This is a genomic window from Pseudomonas sp. IT-P395 (assembly GCF_949767675.1).
Classification (GTDB): Bacteria; Pseudomonadota; Gammaproteobacteria; order Pseudomonadales; family Pseudomonadaceae; genus Aquipseudomonas.
In genome coordinates, this window is record NZ_CATKPW010000004.1 from 194,449 (window position 1) to 213,988 (window position 19,540).

Genomic DNA, 19,540 nt, shown 5'->3' on the forward strand with positions numbered 1-19,540 from the left:
TGGGGTGCTGCCGGTCATTACCGGATAAAATGCGCGCCCCTCTCGCGGTTCAAGGAAGAAACGGCGCACGCCGTTGTGTCACGGATGAAACCACTTTCCCTCTACCACCCGGCCTTGTACTGGCTGCGCGTGTGGCAAAAAAGACTGTTCCGCCAGATCGCCTGGCACTGTTCCAGCAAACGCTACGCACGCCCCGTCGCTACGGCCGAGCGTCTGCCGTTCCGCTACCTCAAACACACCTCGAAACTCATCCGCAAACTCGGCGACTCCGACCTCGCTCTGCAACACAACAAAGTCATCAACCTCAAACTCGCCATCGCCGCCATTGACGGCGTCATCATCGCCCCCGGCGAACACTTCTCCTTCTGCCGCCTCGTCGGCCGCCCGACGTTGAAGCGCGGCTACGTTGAAGGCATGGAACTGTCTTTCGGCGAGGCACGACGCGGGGTAGGCGGTGGCATTTGCCAACTGAGCAACCTGATCCACTGGATGGCGATTCATTCACCGCTCGTGGTGGTCGAGCGCTCCAACCACAGCTTCGACCCGTTTCCGGATGAGGGGCGGGTGCTGCCGTTCGGGTCCGGGGCGGCGATTTTCTACAACTACGTTGATCTGGTGCTACATAACCCGACGGATCGGAGCTTTCAGCTGAAGTTGAACGTCGGCGAGACCCAACTTGAAGGGGAGTTGTTGTGTGATCGGGTGAGGGAGTATCGGTATCACGTTTTTCAAGAAGGGCATCGGTTTGTGCGGGAGGGCGCGCGGGTGTATCGGGAGAATGAGATTTGGCGGGAGGTGCGGGAGAAAGGGCAGGTGGGGGAATTGGTGGAGAGGGTGAGGCTGTATCGGAATCGGGTGGTGGTTAAGTACGACGTGGACGAGCGGATGTTCGAAGCGAGCTAGTATTTTCCGCAAGGTTTTCGTTGGATTTTTTAAGCCACAAGGAAGTAACAAATGATCAACCGTTTCAAAACTGTCGGTATGGCGAGCACTGCGCTTTTTTCAATGTTCATCGCCTTTAATACCTGGGCACAAGCGCCGCGTGATTACTACGACGGTATGAAGGCAGGGAAGTGCGCGCCAAATTCTGAGCGGCTGCATGAACAAGCGGTCGCAGGTGATCTTGACGCGCAGACGCAGTTTGGCAAAGCCATTCAAGAGAACCTCTGCGGGGTGGTTGAGCAGTGGTCACCGGGCATGCCGGAAGTGTGGTTTCGCAAAGCTGCAGAGCAAGGTAATGCTGAAGCGCAAGTCGGATTGGCTGAGGAACTTCGTTGGGATCGAAGCGTTGAGGGTGAAGACGCAAGTGTTTACTGGGATTTGAAAGCTGCGGAACAAGGTAACGCCAAAGCCCAGTTCAGTTTGGCGCAGATCTACCATCGCGGTGGCCGATCGATCAAAAATCTCAAGGACATGGACAAAGCATTAGCGTACTACCACCAATCCGCCGAAGGTGGGTATCCCTCAGCCTACATGCTGCTGGCAAGCCTCTATGAGAAGGGTGAGGGAGTTACACAGGACGATGTTGTTGCCGCTCAGTGGTATCGCAAACTGGCTGAAACCGGTGACGATTACGGACAGCTGAACCTCGCGGAGATGATTGCCGCAGGACGAGGTGTGGACAAGGATGAAGCTCTGGCATTTTCCTGGTTTGGCAAATCGGCTGCGCTCGGCAATAAGTACGCGCAGTATGAAATGGCGCAAATGCTTGAACAGGGGCGAGGCACCGTAAAAAACCAACATGAAGCAGCCAAGCTTTACCGCAAGTCTGCTGATGCCGATTTTGGCAACGCGCAGCTGGCGCTTGGGAAAATGTACGCACAAGGACGTGGCGGCTTGCCTAAAAGCAAATCCAAGGCCGAGTACTGGATACTCAAAGCCAACGAACGCCGTGCTCCGGGAGCGGAGGAAGCGTTGGAAAAGCTTTGATTTTCAAAGGAAGGGTTTCTTGATTTGAAAGAGGGCGATCATGGGATCGCCCTTTTTTTATTTGGATAAATCAGACTTCTTGTCGCCAAGCAGAGAGTGTGATCACTGTGCCTTCGTCTTTTCTATTACTGATTTCAATCTTGTAGGTGCCGCCACCAATATAGCCTTCAACGAGTGCCTTTCTCTGGTTGCCGCTGATTTCGGCATCCTTCGCATGCTGCTGATAGAAGTCGATGACGTCTGCGTACTCTGTAAAAGTCCGGAGAATGACTTCGAACTCATGTCGTGGACGGCCGGCTATTTTGTCCCAATCACCTTCAATCGGCGTGCCCTCCATCCCCGGCGTCGTGAAAACACCGTGGGCGCCAGCACCTATCAGGTGAGCCCGCTGCGGAAGCATCGCCAGCATGGCTTTGGGAAAGTCGGAAGGTAACTGTGCCGCTGTCCACGCTCCCTGTTCCGGTTTGGTTGCAGCGTATTCAACGCTGGCAATTTTCTGCGCGTTGGCTCGGCGTTCCGGATCATCACTTTCCGCCCATATCGCCATCATCGGAGGCAGTTGTTTACTCCAGCCTATCAAAGATTCGGCATCAGCTTGTTTAGCGCCTTGCGGTTGGAAAATGGTCAGCACGGTTTGCGGGGCATCATTACAGGTCAAAGCCTCCTCACGCGACTTGACCGTGCAGTGGCCATTGACCAGCCCGACAGCGACCAACTGGCCCTTGTCGTTAAGCAACAATGCGCCGCGCTCAAACCCATTGTTGCCATCATCCATGGCAGTAATCATTTTGCTGCCGGCAGGCACACCGTCCGCAAACGTCGACATTTCCGAATCAAGCGCTTCCAGAACTTGCTGCACAATCATTGTGTTGTCGTTGGTATAGCTACCGGTCTGATAGCCAAAAAAATCAACCAGTGCAGAGCGCACCGCGGGATCCTGATTGAGCTTTGGCGCGCGTTCTGCGGCGGGTTCGTTTGAAAGTAACAGGGCAGTGGTGCCGTCGGGGCGTTGTTCGGAGCGAAGGGACAGTGCATTCGCATTGAGGGAGAAGGTGAGGGCGAGGAGGATGGAAAATGGGCGATTCAGGCGTTTCAAGGCTACAGTCCTTTGATTGTTCAGTCCGGGGGAGTAGAGGTTAAACAACGAGATTTCTCAGGGGCTGCCTGCGGTTCTCTCGTTTTTTCTAAAGCAAATACCAGGCTTGTCGGGATTAAAGTTTTTAGTCCTCGTTGAGCCACTCGGCATTTTGCACCATGGCTTCTTCTAGCCACTTATCGAAGCTAGCGTAGGTGGCGTGAAGTTCCCAGCCCTCTGACGCATAAGCATGAATTATCAACACGTGGGGCTGCCCAGAAAGATCCTCTCCATCAAAACACGCGATGTCATCATTCGCGTTGAATTTGGCGAATGGGATCAATGTGCGTTTTGGATAAAGCCGTTTGAGTGTTTTGTACCAGTTGCTGATTGTACCTTCGTTGTATACCAGCAGCCACCAAGGCTCGATGTCTGTTTCTGGTTCAATGGATGCAAAATGCAGGAAGTTTGTAGGGTATGGGTAGGCTGGTAGGCCTTCGATGTTAAGATGGATTTGCATAAGTAATTAATCAGGAGAAAACCACGTTTAGAACGCGGAAAGATTGATGGCCGTTCGGGGTAGACCACCGTCAGACAAAATAAATCTGTCCCCTTTTTTGTATTGTCTCTTTGTCTCTTTGTCTCTTGTGGTCCCCTTTTTACAGTGGGTTCCGTCGAAAGAATTAGAGGCTCTCTATGTTATTCAGGGACAGACCACTTTCAGACAAAATAAAACGTGGTCTGCTCCCCGTTTACAGCTTTACTATTTCAGTTGGTAACTAAATTTCTCATCCAGTCCAAAGTTTTCATCTTGAGTTTTGACTCGATCAAGAATAATTAATATTTTTCTATATGGGTCGCCCATTCGTTCTTCTGAATGTTTTGATTTTGTCCAAATTAATTCAATTGGGCGCTCTACATCGGTGCTGAGTAGATCCCAAAGCGCATTAAGATTATTTCCATAGTATTGAGTAACAGAAAAAGCAGACGCTATCCGCTTATGGAACTCTTGCTCAGATGAGATGGACAATCCATCAAGCTCAACTATCATTTTGATTTACTTCCACTTTCCAATAGGGGTAACAGTTTCGTAATGATCACTAGTTATGTAAAGGAGTCCGTCATCTGAGTAGAGTAGCCTGGTCCCCGGCTGATTGCTCCGCGACATCGTGTTATTGAGACCGACGTCAGCTTCATACCAGGTTCGGCCGGGGGCTGAAGGAAGTACGTTTGTATCGTTGTAAAAAACATCACCGCCTAGCTGCCCGCCAGGAACGCTATTGTTGACTGCTTTACCTTTTTTCCATCCGCTTTGTGTTGCCTGAGCTTTTGTAACGTAATTTGGGGGAAGATCACCAGTAATGGTACAGGGACAGATCACGTTAAATAGCGAGAAAGAGGAGAGTTTCCAAAGGGCAGATTATAGATGCAAAAAAAAGAAACCGTGGTCTGTCCGCCGTTTACGCATTGGTAGGCGTTGGCAGATTTCACGTAGACACGATTGTTTTCCTGCTTGGATTACACCATCACTTCGATGCCAGTTGAGCCCTGCCTGCTGGTGTAATACCGAACTCGAGTTGGTCAAAACATTATTGTATCTACGTTGCCAATGTGTGCTGTTAATTTTTCACGGAAATCCGTTTCGCTGGTGAAGTTAGTGTTGTCAATCATGTTAAGGAACCAAGTCGCGTCTAAAGCTGTGAATATTTCAAGCCATTCTGGTCTTTTAGCTTTCGAATCAGGCATGTCGTTCGCGGCAAAGCCGTGGCCTTTGCCTTCGGATAAATAAAGATAGTTATCTGCGAAGGAGTAGCCTATAACCTTTGGCCAGTTTGAGCTATGCGGGAGGTTTGGCTCCATATCCTTGCTAGCAATCACATGAAAAGTTCTCATTTTTTTTCCGGAAGTACGTCGAGTTTGTAGAAGTTTACTTTTTTCCTATCTAGATGGAGTTGTTGTGCTCCGCCATCGCCATATTTTCCAGATTACCTTCAGAAAAAGAAAACGTGGTCTGTCCCCGATACAATTGGTATTTAATCATGGTTCTTGGTTTTTTTTAGTAGGCTTGCAAGCTCTGGATAAGAATCCACCTCTTCCGGTGGAAGTAGATCTATGATTTTTTGTATTTTCCCCGCGTATTCTTGTTCAATCGCTGCTTCTGTCCAGTCTAATTCCGATGCCGCAGCGATAGTTACCTCGGGAAAATTCGAGTCAAGGAGTGCTTTTAAAATCTCTATTGCATCATGAGATCGTAGTTCTCCGAGCGCAGCAGTACTTCGTTCTTGCCAATACTCCTCTTTTGAAAGAATAGTTTCTCGAAGAAGTTTCCAGTCTTCGGAGTCAAATTTTCGCAAAACCCCCTGGGCTACCTGCTCGGTAATGTACTCATTCCAATTCGAGTCTTCACTCTGGCCAAGCCAGTAATTGTATTCATCGTAAGTCTTGCTAGTCATTTTTTATCTCTACTTAGATCGGTGGTGACATAGGTGCGTCGCCCGCCGGGAATGAAGATGTCACGACGCCATTGTCTTTCAACACCTGCCACTGAACACCATCAACCGTTTTGGTGTGTAGAGTGGTCGTAACTCCGTCAACATCGCGCATGAGTACACCCGGTGTTGCGGCTACTTCATCCGTAACCCAAAGTATCTTATCGTTACTCCAAGTTTCCGGCGCTAGTGTGTGTTTCCCTCCTTTTTTGGCCGACATGCCGACGGTACCGTCTTTTCGTTCAAGAATCATTTTGAAATCTTCGACTTTTATCGTGCCGTCCGGGTTTTTCTGCAATACGGTCATCTGGTGCTTAGGGGACTTCAGTACTTCAGAGGAGTGTCCGCCAATTGGTTTATTACTGTTCGGACTACGTGTGCCGAACAGAATCTTGTCTTGCATCTGGGCGGGCAGTGCTCCAGCGTATGGGCGATTATATGGATCAGGTGGTGCTCGACCTTCGTCGTGTTCAGCCTTTTCCGAATCATCCGCCTTCTTACCTTTAGTTTCATCTCCAGGCGGGCAAGAATTCAACCCCAACGGATCCACCCACCCCGTAGGGTTCGGCACGTACTGGTAGCTATTCAACCCACCCGCAAGTTTGATCGGATCCGGCGTCAAAAACCGTCCAGTCCCCGGATTGTAGTAGCGGTGGCGGTTGTAATGTAACCCCGTCTCGGCATCGAAATACTGACCCTGGAACCGCAACGGGTTATCGATCTCGCTGACGTCCAGCGCAGCGAGATTACCGTAGGCTCGGTACTTCGCCGACCACATGATCTCACCGCTGTAATCGGTGAGTTCCTGCGGTGTGCCGAGGTGGTCGAGTTGATAGTAAAACGGCGTAGCCTTGCGCGGGCCTTCGCCATCGAGCATCGCCAGTGGACGGAAGCTGCCCGGTTCGTAGATGTAGCTGCGATAGCGGTTTTCAGCGCTTTCTGCGATCAGGCGTTCACCTTGCCAGAGGAATTCGGTGGTGTGCCCGTCGACGGTTTTTTCGATACGGCGGCCAAAGGCGTCGTATTTGTAGCTCGCGATGCTTCCACCCGGCAGGCTGACACCGACGAGGCGGTGCTGACAGTCGTAGCGGTATTCGGTGACGAGTTTCTGGCCGGCGCCGCGACGCTCGCGAATCAGATTGCCGTAGGTGTCATAGTCGTAATGGCGGTCACCCTGCATCAGCAGGCGGTTGCCTTTGACGTTAGCCAAATTGGCTACGGGCAGGTCATTCTGACCGAGGAGGTTGCCTGCTGGATCGTGGGCGAAGCTTTCCGGTGTCGCACCACGCACACTGATCAGTCGATCCAACGGGTCGTAGTGATAGCTGCGATTACCTTTGCGGGTGTCATCTACGCCGGCTAGGTTGCCATTCGCGTCGTAGTTGTAGCGTCGCTGGAATAGATTTTTGTCGCGTTGGCTAACGCTATGCGCTTGCAGGCGACCTTGTTCGTCGTACTGCTACTGGCTTAGGAGCAAACCCTTTTGTCGCTGTTGCTCGCGACCGGCGCTGAACTGGTGAGAGGTTAAGCGTGAGCCGTTCAGGTCGATGTTGCTCAGGTGTCCGCCGGGTAGATGACGGTAATCGAGTGTGCTGCCATCTGGAAGGCGGCTGTGGCTCAGTTGGCCGACGCTGTCGTATTCGTAACGTGTAGTGCCCCAGCCCTAGTGTTCGGTGATCAGGCGGTCCTGCACGTCGTATTCGTACGCGAGCGGCCAGTTGCCGTCGTCGAAGTTTACCAGGCGCCCCAATGCGTCGTAGCTGTAGTGGATTTCTTCGCCGTCTGGCAAGGTTTTGACCAGCAGACGTCCGGACGCATCGCGCTGGCCTTCGCGGTCCCAGTGGAACTGCACTTTGACGCGGCCGTACTCGTCGCAATGGATCTCTTCGCCTTTCGGGCCGGTAACCATCAATCCAAGCAGTTGCTGTGAATCGCCCCGACTGATCATAAAGTGGTGCATTCGGGATCTCCGGGGATAGGAGCGAATTTCATTTTGGCTGTTATCGCGCGTAATGCCGTCAGAGAGTTGGCATTGGCTAGATCTTCGTCGGTCAATATCAAAAGAGCCATGAGGCCACAAAATCAGGGGGGGCACCCCGAATCCAAGCTTGGAGAATGCCCCCTCTAACTGAATGTGTACTTTTTTGTGATTTCTAAAAATTAAACTCGGCGCTGACTATTCCGTCGTCATCTTTCGAATCGGTCTCATCATTGTCAGGTGTGAGCTGCTCGAAAAAACTAGTAAAGGACGGCGCAATTAGAAATAGTGATGATGCATCATCTTTTGCTTCGTGATACCAGTAATATACTTCTTCTGTGTTTTTGTTAATGCAAAATTGATCTCCTCCACCTGACTCACCAAAAGTATAGAGTTCACCGCGTATTTGGTTCGCATACATTTCATTTTTGTAGTAGATGTTATTTGAATCCGGGGCTAGTCCGTATATTACATCTAAGAATACGAAGCCATCTTGGTCGCCGATAGGCATCTTTTTAGGGGTTTTGAATTTTGCCCCATTGGAAAAGACAATGGCTGTCTTGAATCTATCAAGCAGCTGATTCAAGCTTTCAGAAATTTTAATATCGTCTGGCAAACTATTGCTGGGCCGTTTTGTCTCGAAAGACATCGACTCGGCGCCGAGCTCGTTTAAAATCTTGTCATATGACATAACTAATTCCTCATGTCCGAAGCAGAGCCGATATGGGGGGTATTTCCATGTAGGACTGTTGGTATTAACTGAATGGTCTCTTTGTCAAGATGATGTGGTGTGAGCCCGGCTTTTCGTAGCAGTAGTTTAGCAGCATTGGCGCTTCTCAGGCCTCGATCCTTTTTCAGTCTTTTGTATACTTGTTTGAAATCTTTATCTGTTCCATTTAGTACACCAGGTTTGAATTTGACAGTACCTTTGGACCACTGTGAAAAGTCGGGACGACCGTTAACGAAAGGAATAGGCTCCCCTTTGGTTACTTCGTTGACCTCAGGAATGTCTGAGTACCAAGGGCTTTCCCCCGGTTTTCCTTTTCCGTCGGGCCCCCAGCGACCTTGGTTCCTTGGGAGTCGGGTGCGGGAGGATTTGCCTCTGATGCTCCTGGGCACTCGTCTAAACCTAACGGGTCCACCCAGCCAGTTGGATTATGGACATATTTATAATTATTCAGCCCCCCGCCAGTTTGATCGGATCCGGGGTCAAAAATCGTCCAGTGTTCGGATTGTAGTAGCGATGGCGATTGTAATTTAGACCTGTCTCGGCATCGAAATACTGACCCTGGAACCGTAAAGGGTTATCGATTTCACTGACTTCCAATACCGCGAGGTTGCCGTAAGCTCGGTATTTGGCCGACCACATGATTTCGCCGCTGTAGTCGGTGAGTTCCTGTGGGGGGCCGAGATGGTCGAGTTGGTAATAGAACGGTATAGCCCTGAGCGGGCCTTCGCCGTCGAGCATCGCCAATGGTCGGAAGGTACCCGGTTCGTAGATGTAGCTGCGATAGCGGTTTTCAGCGCTTTCCGCGATGGGGCGTTCGCCTTGCCACAGGAACTCGGTGGTGTGGTCGTCGACGGTTTTCTCAATACGACGGCCGAAGGCGTCGTACTTGTAGAAAATAAATCTGTCCCCTTTTTGTCGCTGTTCTACGGGCGGAAGTTGGTCGGGTAAGCGTTCGCTTCTGGCCGGAAGTGTACGATCGGGAGCGGCAGTTAACCGCCAAAAGCAAGCGCCTGTGAATGGCCGCAATCGGCTGAACCGAGATGCCTACCCCGAAAGGGCTAGACCCTTCCCGAGGAAATAGAAAGTTCGGCTCGCCAGAAATTTTTTTAGGTCGCAACTCCGCGGTCTGCGCCTGGCTTGAACATGAGAGATTCGTCTTCTTGTCTAGCTTTACAGCGCTCTACAAATATCAGCGCTGCGGACGGATCTTTAAGAAAGAGTTCGTATGACTCTCTGCTTATTTCGTAATACTCGTCATAGTCAACCAAGCGGTTGCTAACAGGGATAGAGACATAATACTTCCCACTGGCGGCTTCTATTCCTAAAGTGAATCGCTCGTCTGTATTGACAAAAGTGTCATTGAATTTCATGATTTCCCTCTATAGCGACAGTGGTGATATTTCAAGTTTCGGTGCAATGGGGCCTTTAGCGTCGACTATTGCTTCACTGTTTCCATTTGGCAACCTTCCACCCGGAATCCATAGGTCGTTAGCGCCGGCTTCATTTCCTGATGGAATTCTTAATTGAAGTTCCCTTGGGTTAGTGATGTCCACGCGCAATAATTGATTGTTGCTAAGAAAGCCAGGTTTAAGACCAAAGGAACTCTCAAAGAACAGAAAAGGGGACGGAAGCTCATAAAGTGCAGATTGCCTTCAGAAAAAGAAAACGTGGTTTGTCCCCCGTTTACGGTGCAATTATCCATATAGTAAGGGTGTCGTCAGGTGCTTGTCTTTGACATCGACGAGGCTAGTCACGAGCATTTAGGGTTGACGGGTAAAGGTCATCCGATGGGCACTTAGGGAAGTAAAAACTTCAATCTTTATCGGTTGCGTCTCATGTGTCCTAATCTTTATATTCAAACTGACCTCGATATGTAAATTCGATGCCTCGTAATATGTAGGCTGTGGTTTTTCCTTTATAAGCACAATCATAAATTGTAATAACAGTGTTTATTTTTTCAGGTGAGGTAGAGAGGTTTTTCTTTTTTATTTCAGCGATGATATCGGAGTCATAAGAAAAATCCTCGATTGCTTTTTCCAAATTTTTAGTTGGCTCTACGATATCAGCTTCAAAAAAGTCGTCGTCAATAAAGCCCAGAGAAAATGCATTGCTGAACTCCGATCCTAGAGATTCTCCATCGTCAGAATAGGCAGGCGTCACTATTTCCCGAAGAGTGGATTGCTGCCAGTCGGCGTTGCAGTCCAAATTGATACTGTTTTTTTATTACTCATCTTTTTCTCCTCAATTTTTAAGGCCAGATGGGAGAGAGTCAACTCCACCTTCTAACCTCCGACCCGGCCACTCATTGAGGGAAAAAAGGGGACAGATTTATTTTCATTTTTTAGAAAATAAATCTGTCCCCTTTTTGTCTTGTATTCTTTACAAGACTGTTGCACGAAATACTTATCTTAGGCATGTCAAAATTTCTCTGGAACATGCCGGTAAAAAGGGGGCAGATTATTTTTAATGGCTTTGGTTGATACATTTAAAAATAAATCTATCTTTTCATCTGCCCACTATTATCGATATTTGTGCTGGGCCTATTGTTTAGGCTATTTTAATGAAGCTATCGTTATTAAAATAAAATATGAACGCTTTGTAGGCAGTATCCATATCATATGAGGCGGTCTGTTCTTTTAGGTTTTTTATTATGGACGATAGGTCGTCGCAGAGTAAAACATAACGATAGCCTATTTTTGATAGCTCTGTCGGATTATCATCAGCGTCGTAGTCTTCAAAGGTGTCTGGGTTTTCGATTATTGCTTCGCAATTCAAACCCCACTCTTCTTTGTTTTTTGGTAAATACAATGCGTCTTCCCAATTTAGGTTTTCTGCATCAGAGAGAACATTAATAAATTTTGTTTTTTTCATTTGATCCACCATTTATTTTCGGCCGCCTCCCCAGAGCTCCATCCCACCTTTCTGGCCTGGATGTAGAACATCAGCAACTACCCCTCCGGATCTGTGTTGCGCCGTAGGGATGAGCTGCAAAATCCCTTCACGGTAGGCATCATGATGCCAGGTTAGTAGAGGATGTGGCTTTGACCTTGCGTGAGCGCCCTTCGGGCCAGGGCTGACTTTATCAAAAATGCCAGGATACAACGTTTCCATATGATCTTTGTAAACAGGATCATTATTCATAGTGTTGTAGAGCTGTTTATTGCCTTCCTGAAAGTGTGAAAGATCGCTTCTTCCAGGATAGTGAACGTCTTTTTCCAATGTGGCCTCATAAGCGACGCTATAGTGAGGGCTGGATTTAGGGCGGCCACTCGCATCCACAACAGGAGGTTCACACTCGATAGCCGTTAATCCCAACGGATCCACCCATCCCGTAGGGTTAGGCACATACTGATAGTTGTTCAAACCACCTGCAAGCTTGATCGGATCCGGTGTCAGAAACCGCCCGGTGCTGGGATTGTAGTAGCGGTGCCGGTTGTAATGTAACCCGGTCTCCGCATCGAAATACTGACCCTGAAAGCGCAGAGGGTTGTCGATTTCGGCGATGTCCAAGGTGGCCAGATTGCCATAGGCACGGTATTTCGCCGACCACATGATTTCGCCGCTGTAGTCGGTGAGTTCTTGAGGTGTGCCGAGGTGGTCAAGTTGGAAATAGTACGGGGTTGCCTTGACGGGGCCTTCGCCGTCGAGCATTGCCAATGGGCGGAAGCTGCCAGGCTCGTAGATGTAGGTGCGATAGCGATTCTCGGCACTTTCGGCGATCAGGCGTTCACCTTGCCAGAGAAACTCTGTGGTCTGACCATCGACGGTCTTCTCAATGCGACGACCAAAGGCGTCGTACTTGTAGCTTGCGGTGCTGCCACCGGGCAGCGAGACGCCAATCAGGCGATGCTGGCAGTCGTAGCGATATTCGGTGACCAGTTGCTGGCCGGTACCACGGCGTTCGCGACTAAGGTTGCCGTAGGCGTCGTAGTCGTAATGCCGGTCGCCTTGCATAAGCAGGCGATTGCCTTTTACGTTGGCGAGGTTCGCAGTTGGCAGATCGCTTTGGCCCAGCAAGTTGCCGGCCGGGTCATGAGCGAAGGTTTCGGGAGTGGCGCCGCGAACGCTGACCAGACGATCCAGTGGGTCGTAGTGGTAGCTGCGGTTTCCTTTGCGGCTGTCATCGATGCCGGCCAGGTTGCCGTTTGCATCGTAGGCGTAGCGGCGCTGGAACAGATTGCGATCCTGCTGACCTACCGTGTGCGCTTGAAGCCTTCCCTGTTCGTCGTATTGGTATTGGCTAAGCAGCACGCCTTGTTGGCGCTGCTGTTCACGGCCAGCGTCGAACTGATGCGTAGTCAGGCGCGACCCGTTGAGGTCAATGCTGCTCAGCCGACCGCCGGACAAGTGGCGGTAATCGAGTGTGCTGCCATCCGGCAGGCGGCAGTGATTGAGTTGGCCGACGCTGTCGTACTCGTACCGCGTGGTGCCCCAACCTTGGTGCTCAGTGATCAGGCGATCTTGTACGTCGTACTCATAGGCGAGGGGCCAGTGGCCGTCGTCGACGTTTACCAGGCGACCCAGGGCATCGTAGCTGTAATGGATTTCTTCGCCATCAGCGAGGGTTTTGACCAGCAGGCGACCAGAGGCATCGCGCTGATACTCGGTCACCAATTCACTGCCGTCGTCACCAAACTCGGTTTTCTTCAACAGTTTGCCGTTGAGGTCGTACTCATAAGCGGTACGGCGTCCGTCGAAACCGGTTTCCTGCTGGATCAGCCCGTTCGAGTAGTAATCCAGCTGATAGTGTTCGCCGCGTTCGTTTTCGATGTCGGTGAGCAGCAGACGCGAATTATCGTAGCGATAGCGCAGTTGGCTGCCGTCCGGGTTGATGCGACGGCTGACTAGATGCAGGTTATCGGCATACTCGTAACGGGTTACGCGGCCCAGTTCGTCGCGTTCAGCAGTGACGCGGCCGTATGGGTTGTAGGTGAACGCACGGGTAGCGCCGCCGGGCAGCGTGATCTGTGCCAGACGGTTAGCCGCATCCCACTGGTAGTGGGTGATTGCACCCGTTTCAGCCTGACGTGTGATCTGGCGACCGAGCGCATCGTAGCGGTATTTGCGCTGGCCGCCGTCCGGCAGGCGCTCCTCCAGCAATTGGCCGAGATTGTTCCAGCCCAGTTGGTGGCGGCTGCCGTCGGGATGGCGGATCTCCAGCAGGCGTCCTTGGCGATCATAGGTGTAATGCGTCGAGTTGCCGTCCGGGTCGACTTGCTCAGTGATGTCACCCTGATCGTTACGCCAGTAGATCCATTTGGCGGTACCGCGATTCACCACACGGACAAAGCCCTTGTAGTACTCGTAGGTGGTCGGCGCGTCTTCTGGCGGGATCACCGCGATCAAACGGCCGGCCTCGTTGTACTGATATTCAGTGACCGCACCCATCGGGTCTTTTTCGGCGAACAGTCGGCCTTTGTCGTCATAGGCTTTTAAGTGCTCGGCACCATCCGGATCAACTTTGGCGACGAGTCGCGCCTTGTCGTCGTGGGTATAGATCTCTTCGCTGCCATCGGCGTTGGTAACGGTGACGCTGCCTTTGTCATCCCACGCATAGTGCGCATCCATCTGAGAGAAACTGGCCCAGTGATGGATGCAACGTGCGGACTTGCCTTCCTTTTCCCACTCCCAGTAGAAGCTTGCGCCTCCGGCGAGCTGCCGCTCAAGAATGACGTTCTGTTCGTTGTAGGCATAACGCTCGGACTCTCCCAGAGCGTTTGTGGCTTTGATCAACCGATGTTGAGCATCGTACTCATAGGTGGTCAGCGTCTGAACGGTGTTCCAGGCGTCTTCGAGATTGTCCGCTGGAATAAACTGCTGATAGTCGATGGCGACAATATGCTTGCGGTCGTACCGCACAAGCAATGCACGACCAGCCCCGTTATCCACGCGCTTGATTCGACCATGGATGTCACGGGTGATGTGCAGGCGATTGTCGTAGTTGTCGCTGATGGCGATCAACGTCGCGCCTTTGCTGTTGAAGCGGAAGTGATAGAACTGCGGCTTTTCGCCGGCTTGAGTCAGTACGAGTTCGGACGGATCGTCGCCAATGAAAATCGCGGCTTCTGAAAGGCTGTTCGTGATTGCCGGGCGCTGTACGCTGGGCAGCGGAAAAGTGGTGACCCGGTTTTCGTGATCGGTCCACACGACCTCGTCGCCATTGATGTCCACCCGCTGAGCGAGAGCGTGACTCCATCCATAGCCTAGACCGCAGTCGATTTCAGCCGCGCTGGTTCGGTAGAGACGAGTCCAGATGAACGGCAGCAAGCCACCCAGTTCACCATCGGTAATCGTCAACAATTCCTCGCCAGTAACCATCGATACGGGGCAATTGTTAGTACAGGTTTTTTTCGCACTGGTTGCACTTTTATCGTCCGGGGTTTTCGACTGCGTAGATACGTCGTCGAGTTTTTCCTCCGGCTGGAGCGTATGTTTGTTTTGTTTCTTGTCGCGTGGAAATGAGGAGGCGTCCTTAACCTCTTGCTTCGGAGTGTCCGCCGTTTTGGGCAGCGGACTCTGAGCAGGCTTTTGCGCCACCTGACTATGCGAAGCTTCCTTCGCTGACTGCGGTTTAGGCGCTTCGGCGACGGCCTCATCGATCTTCAATGCGGCTGTTTTGGCCGGCTTCATTGGCACATTCTTAGCGCTAACGATAATTGGCTTCGACACTTCCGCATGGGCGGGCAAAGCGTGCTTGTTGCTGAGTGTCATCAGGGTAGAGGCGAGGTCCTCAAGGTACTTGACCGCTTCTCCCGATTTGATGGTGGAGAGGACTTTGGTGCCTGCTCTAACGGCCAACCCAGCGCCACCTGTCAGGCAGATGCCCACTAGGACGTTGATCAGGAATTCCGAGGCAATCGCAGTTACTACGTCAACTACGACTTGGGGAGGCAGCATGCCCACCCAAGCCACAATGGCTGAGATATAGATAAACATCAGGGGTTCGTCGCTGAGTATCAGCAATCCTGAAGCGATCGATTCCTTGGAGGCTGCATAGAGTTTGTCGATCTCGACGTCCGACAAGTATTTTTTCAGCTTTTCGTAATTTTTCCTCGGATTGGCGAGTAGCTCGAACAGGCTTTTGATGTCATCCCACAGCTGCAACAGAGCCTTTTCAAACCCCTCGAAGGCTCGTTTGAGCAAAATCACGGAACGCCCGGCACGATCCGCTGCAGAGTAACTGGCCCATTGCGGCTTGAACTTGCTCGACCATTCGCTCTGCAACCAGCCATCAAGCTTGCCGATAACGCCTTGATAGGAGTCATAGAGCGCCTTGACGTCGCTCTGGGATACGTTGGGGAAAAAAGTGATGCGGTAAGTCTGACCTCTCTTGGCCCCCTCGATCACTTTGATGCCGCTGGGTCCGATCGTGGTTTCGATGACCGGACCGGTAACGTCGTCGTAAAAGGTACCTTTGGTAACCGGTTCCAGTTTGACTGGCGTGTTGCCAATCGGCACAAAGCGCGCCGACTCGAACATATGAATCAGCGTGAAATCACCTACCAACGGGCACGTGGCGTAGGTCTTTACCGCACCTGTTTCGGTTTTCCGTTCGGTGATGCTGACTTCGTTGCCGACCTTGAAGGTCTGGTCGACGTCCAGCGCCCAGCCAGTCCAGAAACCGTCTGCCCATTCCTTGTAATCACTCAGGCAGTTTTTGAAGTCTTTGAGGATCAAGTTCACGTCAGGTTTTTTGGCGTCCAGCACACGCAGGACCAGGGTACCAATCGGGGTATTCATGACGTGACTTCCTTTGTCAGCTCTGCGGCGAGACGCTCTGCCATCTCTTCTGTGTTTGGGTTCTGGCGCACGAAGCGCTCAACCTTTCTGCGCAAGTTGGCTTCGGGGAATTCGAAGTACAACTCAGGGCAATCTTCGGATAGCCACTGCATCAGGTTTTCAACGACGGTGGTGTGGTCCTTTTTCGCGAGAGCATCCAAAAGCGTTTGGGGGATCTCCCACCAGGGCCACTCTTTTGCGGGAGGTACCGCTCTTCTGCCGACATCGAGCGTCTGTCCGTTAATCAGGTAGCGTTGGAACACCGGCAGCAATTCACCTGCTGTAGCACCTAACCCTTCGATGATCGGATGAAAATGTCGACCATCCCAGAACCTGAAAAACACCTCAGTGGCGTCCGGCATTTTTACCTGAGTCAGGCTACGCAAATGCTCCAGCACCGTTTCCGGCGCGCTGGTGGATACCGCTAGCCAACCCCAATCCAATGCATCGGTTTCAGTAATCCATTGCAGAAAACTGGCATTGGGGCTGATCTCGGCGAGATACGGCATTACAGGAAGCCAATCGGCGTAAGGTGTTCCACCCCATATGGGCTGCAGTTGTGGTGCGGCATCTTGCTGATAGAAAGGCTTGAGCGGCTCGGAATCACTCGCCGCGCTGATGACTAAATACAAACGCTCGCCAGTCTGCAACGGCTGTTGCGCCAGCCAATCCTTAGGCGTAATTCGATCAGATGGCACAGGCACCTGCCTTGCATTTTTCGCATTCTTCGCAGAACGGCGCGTTACGTTTGAGGGTGTTGATCTGGGCCGGGGTCAGGACCTGGCCGGCCTTGTCGGCGTCGGCCTGTTTCAGCACGCCTGGCATCAGCGGGGCGGCGCCGGTGCCGCTGCCGGGGCTGCCGCCGGAGTTCATGTTGATCACCGGGCCGCTCAGGGTCACGCCGCCGGCGTCGATCTTGATGAAGCTGCCGCCGCCGATCAGGGTCAGCTCTGCGCCTGCTTCCATTACCACCTTCATGCCGCTGCTGAGGTGGATTTCTTGCCCAGCGTCGATGAACTGGCCGGTGCCGATCTTGATGTGTTGGTTCACGCCGACGGTGAGGTGATCATTGGCGCGGGTTTCGACTTTGCGGTCGGCGTAGACGGTGTGGTGTTCTTCGGCTTTGAACTCGCTGTAGCTGTTCTTTTCGACGGTGTCGTGGCGTTCGTTGCCGACGCGGATTTTCTGGTCGTGCTCGATGTTTTCGTCCCAGTCGCGCTGGGCGTGCAGGTAGATCTGTTCCTGACCTTTTTTGTCTTCGATGCGCAGTTCGTTGTAGCCGCCACCGCCCATCGAGCTGAGGGTCTTGAAGGTGCTGCGGGTTTTGTTCGCCGGCAGTTCGTAGGGGACGGTGTTTTCCTTGTGGTACAGGCAACCACTGATCAGCGGTTGATCGGGGTCGCCTTCAAGGAAAGTGACCAGCACTTCCATGCCAATCCGCGGGATGGCGATGCCGCCGTACTGGGCGCCGGCCCAGGCGCTGGAGACGCGCAGCCAGCAGCTGGTTTTGTCGTCGGCCTGGCCTTCGCGGTCCCAGTGGAATTGCACTTTGACGCGGCCGTACTCGTCGCAATGGATCTCTTCGCCTTTCGGGCCGGTGACCACGGCGCTCTGGCTGCCGAGGATGCGCGGTTTCGGGTGGCGCAGGGGCGGGCGATTCGGCACGTCCCACGGGGTGGCCTGGAAGCGGTTGCGGTAGCCCTGATGGAAATCGTCTTTGAGTGCGGTGGTGTCGCTGGTCACCGATTCTTCGAGGACTTGCGGCTGCTTGCCTTCGTGGAGGACTTCGGTCAGTAACCAGAGGTCGTTCCATTTGGCTTTCGGGTGCGCGGTCAGCGCGAGGAAGTGGCCGCTGACCAGCAACGGCTGATCGCTCTTGCCTTCAGCCAACTGGAAGTCGCTGCGATGACGTTCGAGGGCGCGTTTGGCCAGGTGTTTGCCGCGCTCGCGGTCGACGAAGCGGCCCGGGTAGTCGTAATCTTCAAGGTCGGGCAGGGCGTCGCCACGGTTCTCGCTTTCGAGGGTGAGGCGCGGTTTTTCGAAGTCGTAATCGCGGCGGGTGGTGCGGCTGGTGCGGGTTTCCAGGCGCAGGTCGAAACGCTTGATCACCGGGTCGCTGGCGACCATGCCGGAGTCTTGCTGATAGGCCACAGGCTTGAGTTTCGGGAATACCGTCTGGTCATCGCCGAACACCAGTTTGTGCGCCGTCGCCGTGTGCTGGAAGTGGTAGTGAATACCTTCTTCCTCGCACAGGCGCTGGATGAAATGCAGGTCCGATTCATCGTACTGCACGCAGTAGATGCGCTCGGGATAGATCGAACCAGTCTTGAATTCGTAGGCGTTGCTTTGGATACCGTGCTCTTCGAGAACCATGCCGATGATTTTCGGCACCGTGAGGTTCTGGAAGATGCGTTGATTGACGCGATGCGCCAGGTACGCCAGTTGCGGGCGCAGGGTCACTGAATAACGGGTCAGGCGTTTGCCCGAGTCACCTTGCGCGGCGCGATAGATCTGGCCGTGGATGCCGCTGCCGTCGGGCGACAGTTGCAGGAAGGCCGGTTTGTGCAGCAGGGTTTCGAGGTCCAGCGACGGCTGCTCACTGACCAGCTCCACCTCGAAGACAAAAGGCTGGCTGATGGCTTCCCGACCGGTGAGGGTAAACACCTGGAAATCGGCGGAAAGACCTTCGATGGTCAGGGCAAAGTGGGTTTCATTGGCCGGCGCGAACATCCCTTGTTCCTCGTGCTGTACAGCGGCGTTCGTCGACGACCGCAAAGCGGCTCAACGTACGCGAAATTCTGGAGGGGCGTAAACAACATCGACCAGCAGAGCTGGCCGATGCTTGTAACGATCAGCCGTAATTAAACGACTGGAGCACGCCAGTCATCGGAACCCGAAGTACCGGATACTTCGTGGGTCCAGGTGATTTTACGGTAGGTGAACTGCACTTCTTCCAGGTGGGTGAAGTGCGAGTTGCCTGGATCCTGGCAGTTGTGCATTTTGTTGTTGATGGCGACGATGATCGCGTCTTCCAGTTTGGTGGTGTAGTAGTGCTCTTGGGTGCCTTGAGCAGAAGTACGGAACCACTGGATAACGATTTCGCTCATGCGCTCGCCGGAGGTCAGAGCGGCTTGCAGCAGAGGCGAAGCTTTGTCGTAGACCTTGGTGATCACAACTGGCTTGTGAACGCGCTGACCGGTTGGCTGACCGGATTGTGGGTCACGCGGGATGATCACGTCGTGGCTGAAAGCCTGAACCATAACCTGGTCTTCGTGGCCTTCCTGGTAGGTGTTGCCTACGGAGTCAGCGGTGAAAGCGCCTGCAGTGATCAGGCCTTGTTTTTCGCCGGTAACCGACATGTACGCTGGTGTTGCCATGGGGTGCTCTCCTTGCGGAATAATTTAAGGTGCCCGGGAGGCGAAATCGCCCGGTGGGTGCCTGACTGTTATCAAGGAGCGTGCCAACAATTGTGGCAGCCATACGGGCCGGGGTGTTTGACTGATTTTTCAGGCGCTTGTGCGAAATAAAGCGCTCGCTCAAGGCAAAAGTGCGCAAGAAGT

Annotated in this window: 17 protein-coding genes and 2 pseudogenes; 2 read left to right on the forward strand and 17 right to left on the reverse strand. The window is 52.6% G+C overall.

Going from position 1 to position 19,540, the window contains the following annotated elements:
• Positions 1 to 84 precede the first annotated feature (84 nt).
• A complete protein-coding gene (locus ACM6IN_RS04270; RefSeq protein WP_414915470.1) occupies positions 85 to 903 on the forward strand; it encodes a VanW family protein in 819 nt (272 codons plus the stop codon).
• A gap of 51 nt (positions 904 to 954) precedes the next feature.
• The gene (locus ACM6IN_RS04275) at positions 955 to 1,929 is read left to right on the forward strand and encodes a tetratricopeptide repeat protein (RefSeq protein ID WP_414915471.1); all 975 of its coding nucleotides are present in this window, start codon (positions 955 to 957) and stop codon (positions 1,927 to 1,929) included.
• Between the two features lie 70 nt (positions 1,930 to 1,999).
• On the opposite strand, the gene ACM6IN_RS04280 is transcribed toward ACM6IN_RS04275, so the two are convergent.
• The 17 genes and pseudogenes from ACM6IN_RS04280 to ACM6IN_RS04360 all read right to left on the reverse strand — a co-directional run bounded on the left by ACM6IN_RS04280 (position 2,000) and on the right by ACM6IN_RS04360 (position 19,357).
• Positions 2,000 to 3,025: a hypothetical protein gene (locus tag ACM6IN_RS04280; RefSeq protein ID WP_007919497.1), complete on the reverse strand. Its 1,026-nt coding sequence runs from the start codon at positions 3,023 to 3,025 to the stop codon at positions 2,000 to 2,002.
• 124 nt (positions 3,026 to 3,149) lie between these two features.
• Entirely contained in the window at positions 3,150 to 3,524 is a 375-nt protein-coding gene (locus tag ACM6IN_RS04285) for an SMI1/KNR4 family protein (RefSeq protein ID WP_007919499.1), read from the reverse strand.
• Between the two features lie 243 nt (positions 3,525 to 3,767).
• Positions 3,768 to 4,055 (reverse strand): barstar family protein, encoded by a 288-nt coding sequence (locus tag ACM6IN_RS04290; RefSeq protein ID WP_414915472.1) that lies wholly within the window; start codon positions 4,053 to 4,055, stop codon positions 3,768 to 3,770.
• Between the two features lie 6 nt (positions 4,056 to 4,061).
• Positions 4,062 to 4,385 (reverse strand): ribonuclease domain-containing protein, encoded by a 324-nt coding sequence (locus ACM6IN_RS04295; protein WP_414915473.1) that lies wholly within the window; start codon positions 4,383 to 4,385, stop codon positions 4,062 to 4,064.
• 200 nt (positions 4,386 to 4,585) lie between these two features.
• Positions 4,586 to 4,897, reverse strand: coding sequence for a hypothetical protein (locus ACM6IN_RS04300; protein WP_414894093.1), 312 nt, complete (start codon positions 4,895 to 4,897; stop codon positions 4,586 to 4,588).
• Between the two features lie 140 nt (positions 4,898 to 5,037).
• On the reverse strand, positions 5,038 to 5,457 hold the full coding sequence (locus tag ACM6IN_RS04305; protein WP_414915474.1) for a HEAT repeat domain-containing protein: 420 nt from the start codon (positions 5,455 to 5,457) through the stop codon (positions 5,038 to 5,040).
• 13 nt (positions 5,458 to 5,470) lie between these two features.
• Positions 5,471 to 7,402 (reverse strand): annotated as a pseudogene (locus ACM6IN_RS04310) (RHS repeat-associated core domain-containing protein); the annotation flags it as partial.
• Between the two features lie 244 nt (positions 7,403 to 7,646).
• Complete coding sequence (locus ACM6IN_RS04315; protein ID WP_414915475.1) at positions 7,647 to 8,162, reverse strand: SMI1/KNR4 family protein; 516 nt, start codon at positions 8,160 to 8,162, stop codon at positions 7,647 to 7,649.
• A 2-nt stretch (positions 8,163 to 8,164) separates the two neighbouring features.
• On the reverse strand, positions 8,165 to 8,590 hold the full coding sequence (locus ACM6IN_RS04320) for an HNH endonuclease (protein ID WP_157279747.1): 426 nt from the start codon (positions 8,588 to 8,590) through the stop codon (positions 8,165 to 8,167).
• Positions 8,563 to 9,092 (reverse strand): annotated as a pseudogene (locus ACM6IN_RS04325) (RHS repeat-associated core domain-containing protein); the annotation flags it as partial. The gene ACM6IN_RS04320 and the pseudogene ACM6IN_RS04325, both read right to left, overlap by 28 nt.
• Before the next feature lie 215 nt (positions 9,093 to 9,307).
• Positions 9,308 to 9,571, reverse strand: coding sequence for a hypothetical protein (locus ACM6IN_RS04330; RefSeq protein WP_007919513.1), 264 nt, complete (start codon positions 9,569 to 9,571; stop codon positions 9,308 to 9,310).
• A gap of 472 nt (positions 9,572 to 10,043) precedes the next feature.
• Entirely contained in the window at positions 10,044 to 10,406 is a 363-nt protein-coding gene (locus ACM6IN_RS04335) for an immunity 22 family protein (protein WP_414915476.1), read from the reverse strand.
• Positions 10,407 to 10,748: 342 nt separating this feature from the next.
• The gene (locus tag ACM6IN_RS04340) at positions 10,749 to 11,072 is read right to left on the reverse strand and encodes a hypothetical protein (protein WP_238539547.1); all 324 of its coding nucleotides are present in this window, start codon (positions 11,070 to 11,072) and stop codon (positions 10,749 to 10,751) included.
• A 12-nt stretch (positions 11,073 to 11,084) separates the two neighbouring features.
• A complete protein-coding gene (locus ACM6IN_RS04345; protein ID WP_414915477.1) occupies positions 11,085 to 15,941 on the reverse strand; it encodes an RHS repeat-associated core domain-containing protein in 4,857 nt (1,618 codons plus the stop codon).
• Positions 15,938 to 16,678, reverse strand: coding sequence for a DUF4123 domain-containing protein (locus ACM6IN_RS04350; protein ID WP_160039308.1), 741 nt, complete (start codon positions 16,676 to 16,678; stop codon positions 15,938 to 15,940). The genes ACM6IN_RS04345 and ACM6IN_RS04350 overlap by 4 nt, the downstream gene beginning before the upstream one ends.
• Positions 16,668 to 18,710, reverse strand: a complete 2,043-nt coding sequence (gene tssI, locus ACM6IN_RS04355; RefSeq protein WP_414915478.1) for a type VI secretion system tip protein TssI/VgrG — start codon at positions 18,708 to 18,710, stop codon at positions 16,668 to 16,670. The genes ACM6IN_RS04350 and tssI overlap by 11 nt, the downstream gene beginning before the upstream one ends.
• Positions 18,711 to 18,841: 131 nt before the next feature.
• Positions 18,842 to 19,357: an Hcp family type VI secretion system effector gene (locus ACM6IN_RS04360; protein ID WP_007919523.1), complete on the reverse strand. Its 516-nt coding sequence runs from the start codon at positions 19,355 to 19,357 to the stop codon at positions 18,842 to 18,844.
• Between the last annotated feature and the right edge of the window lie 183 nt (positions 19,358 to 19,540).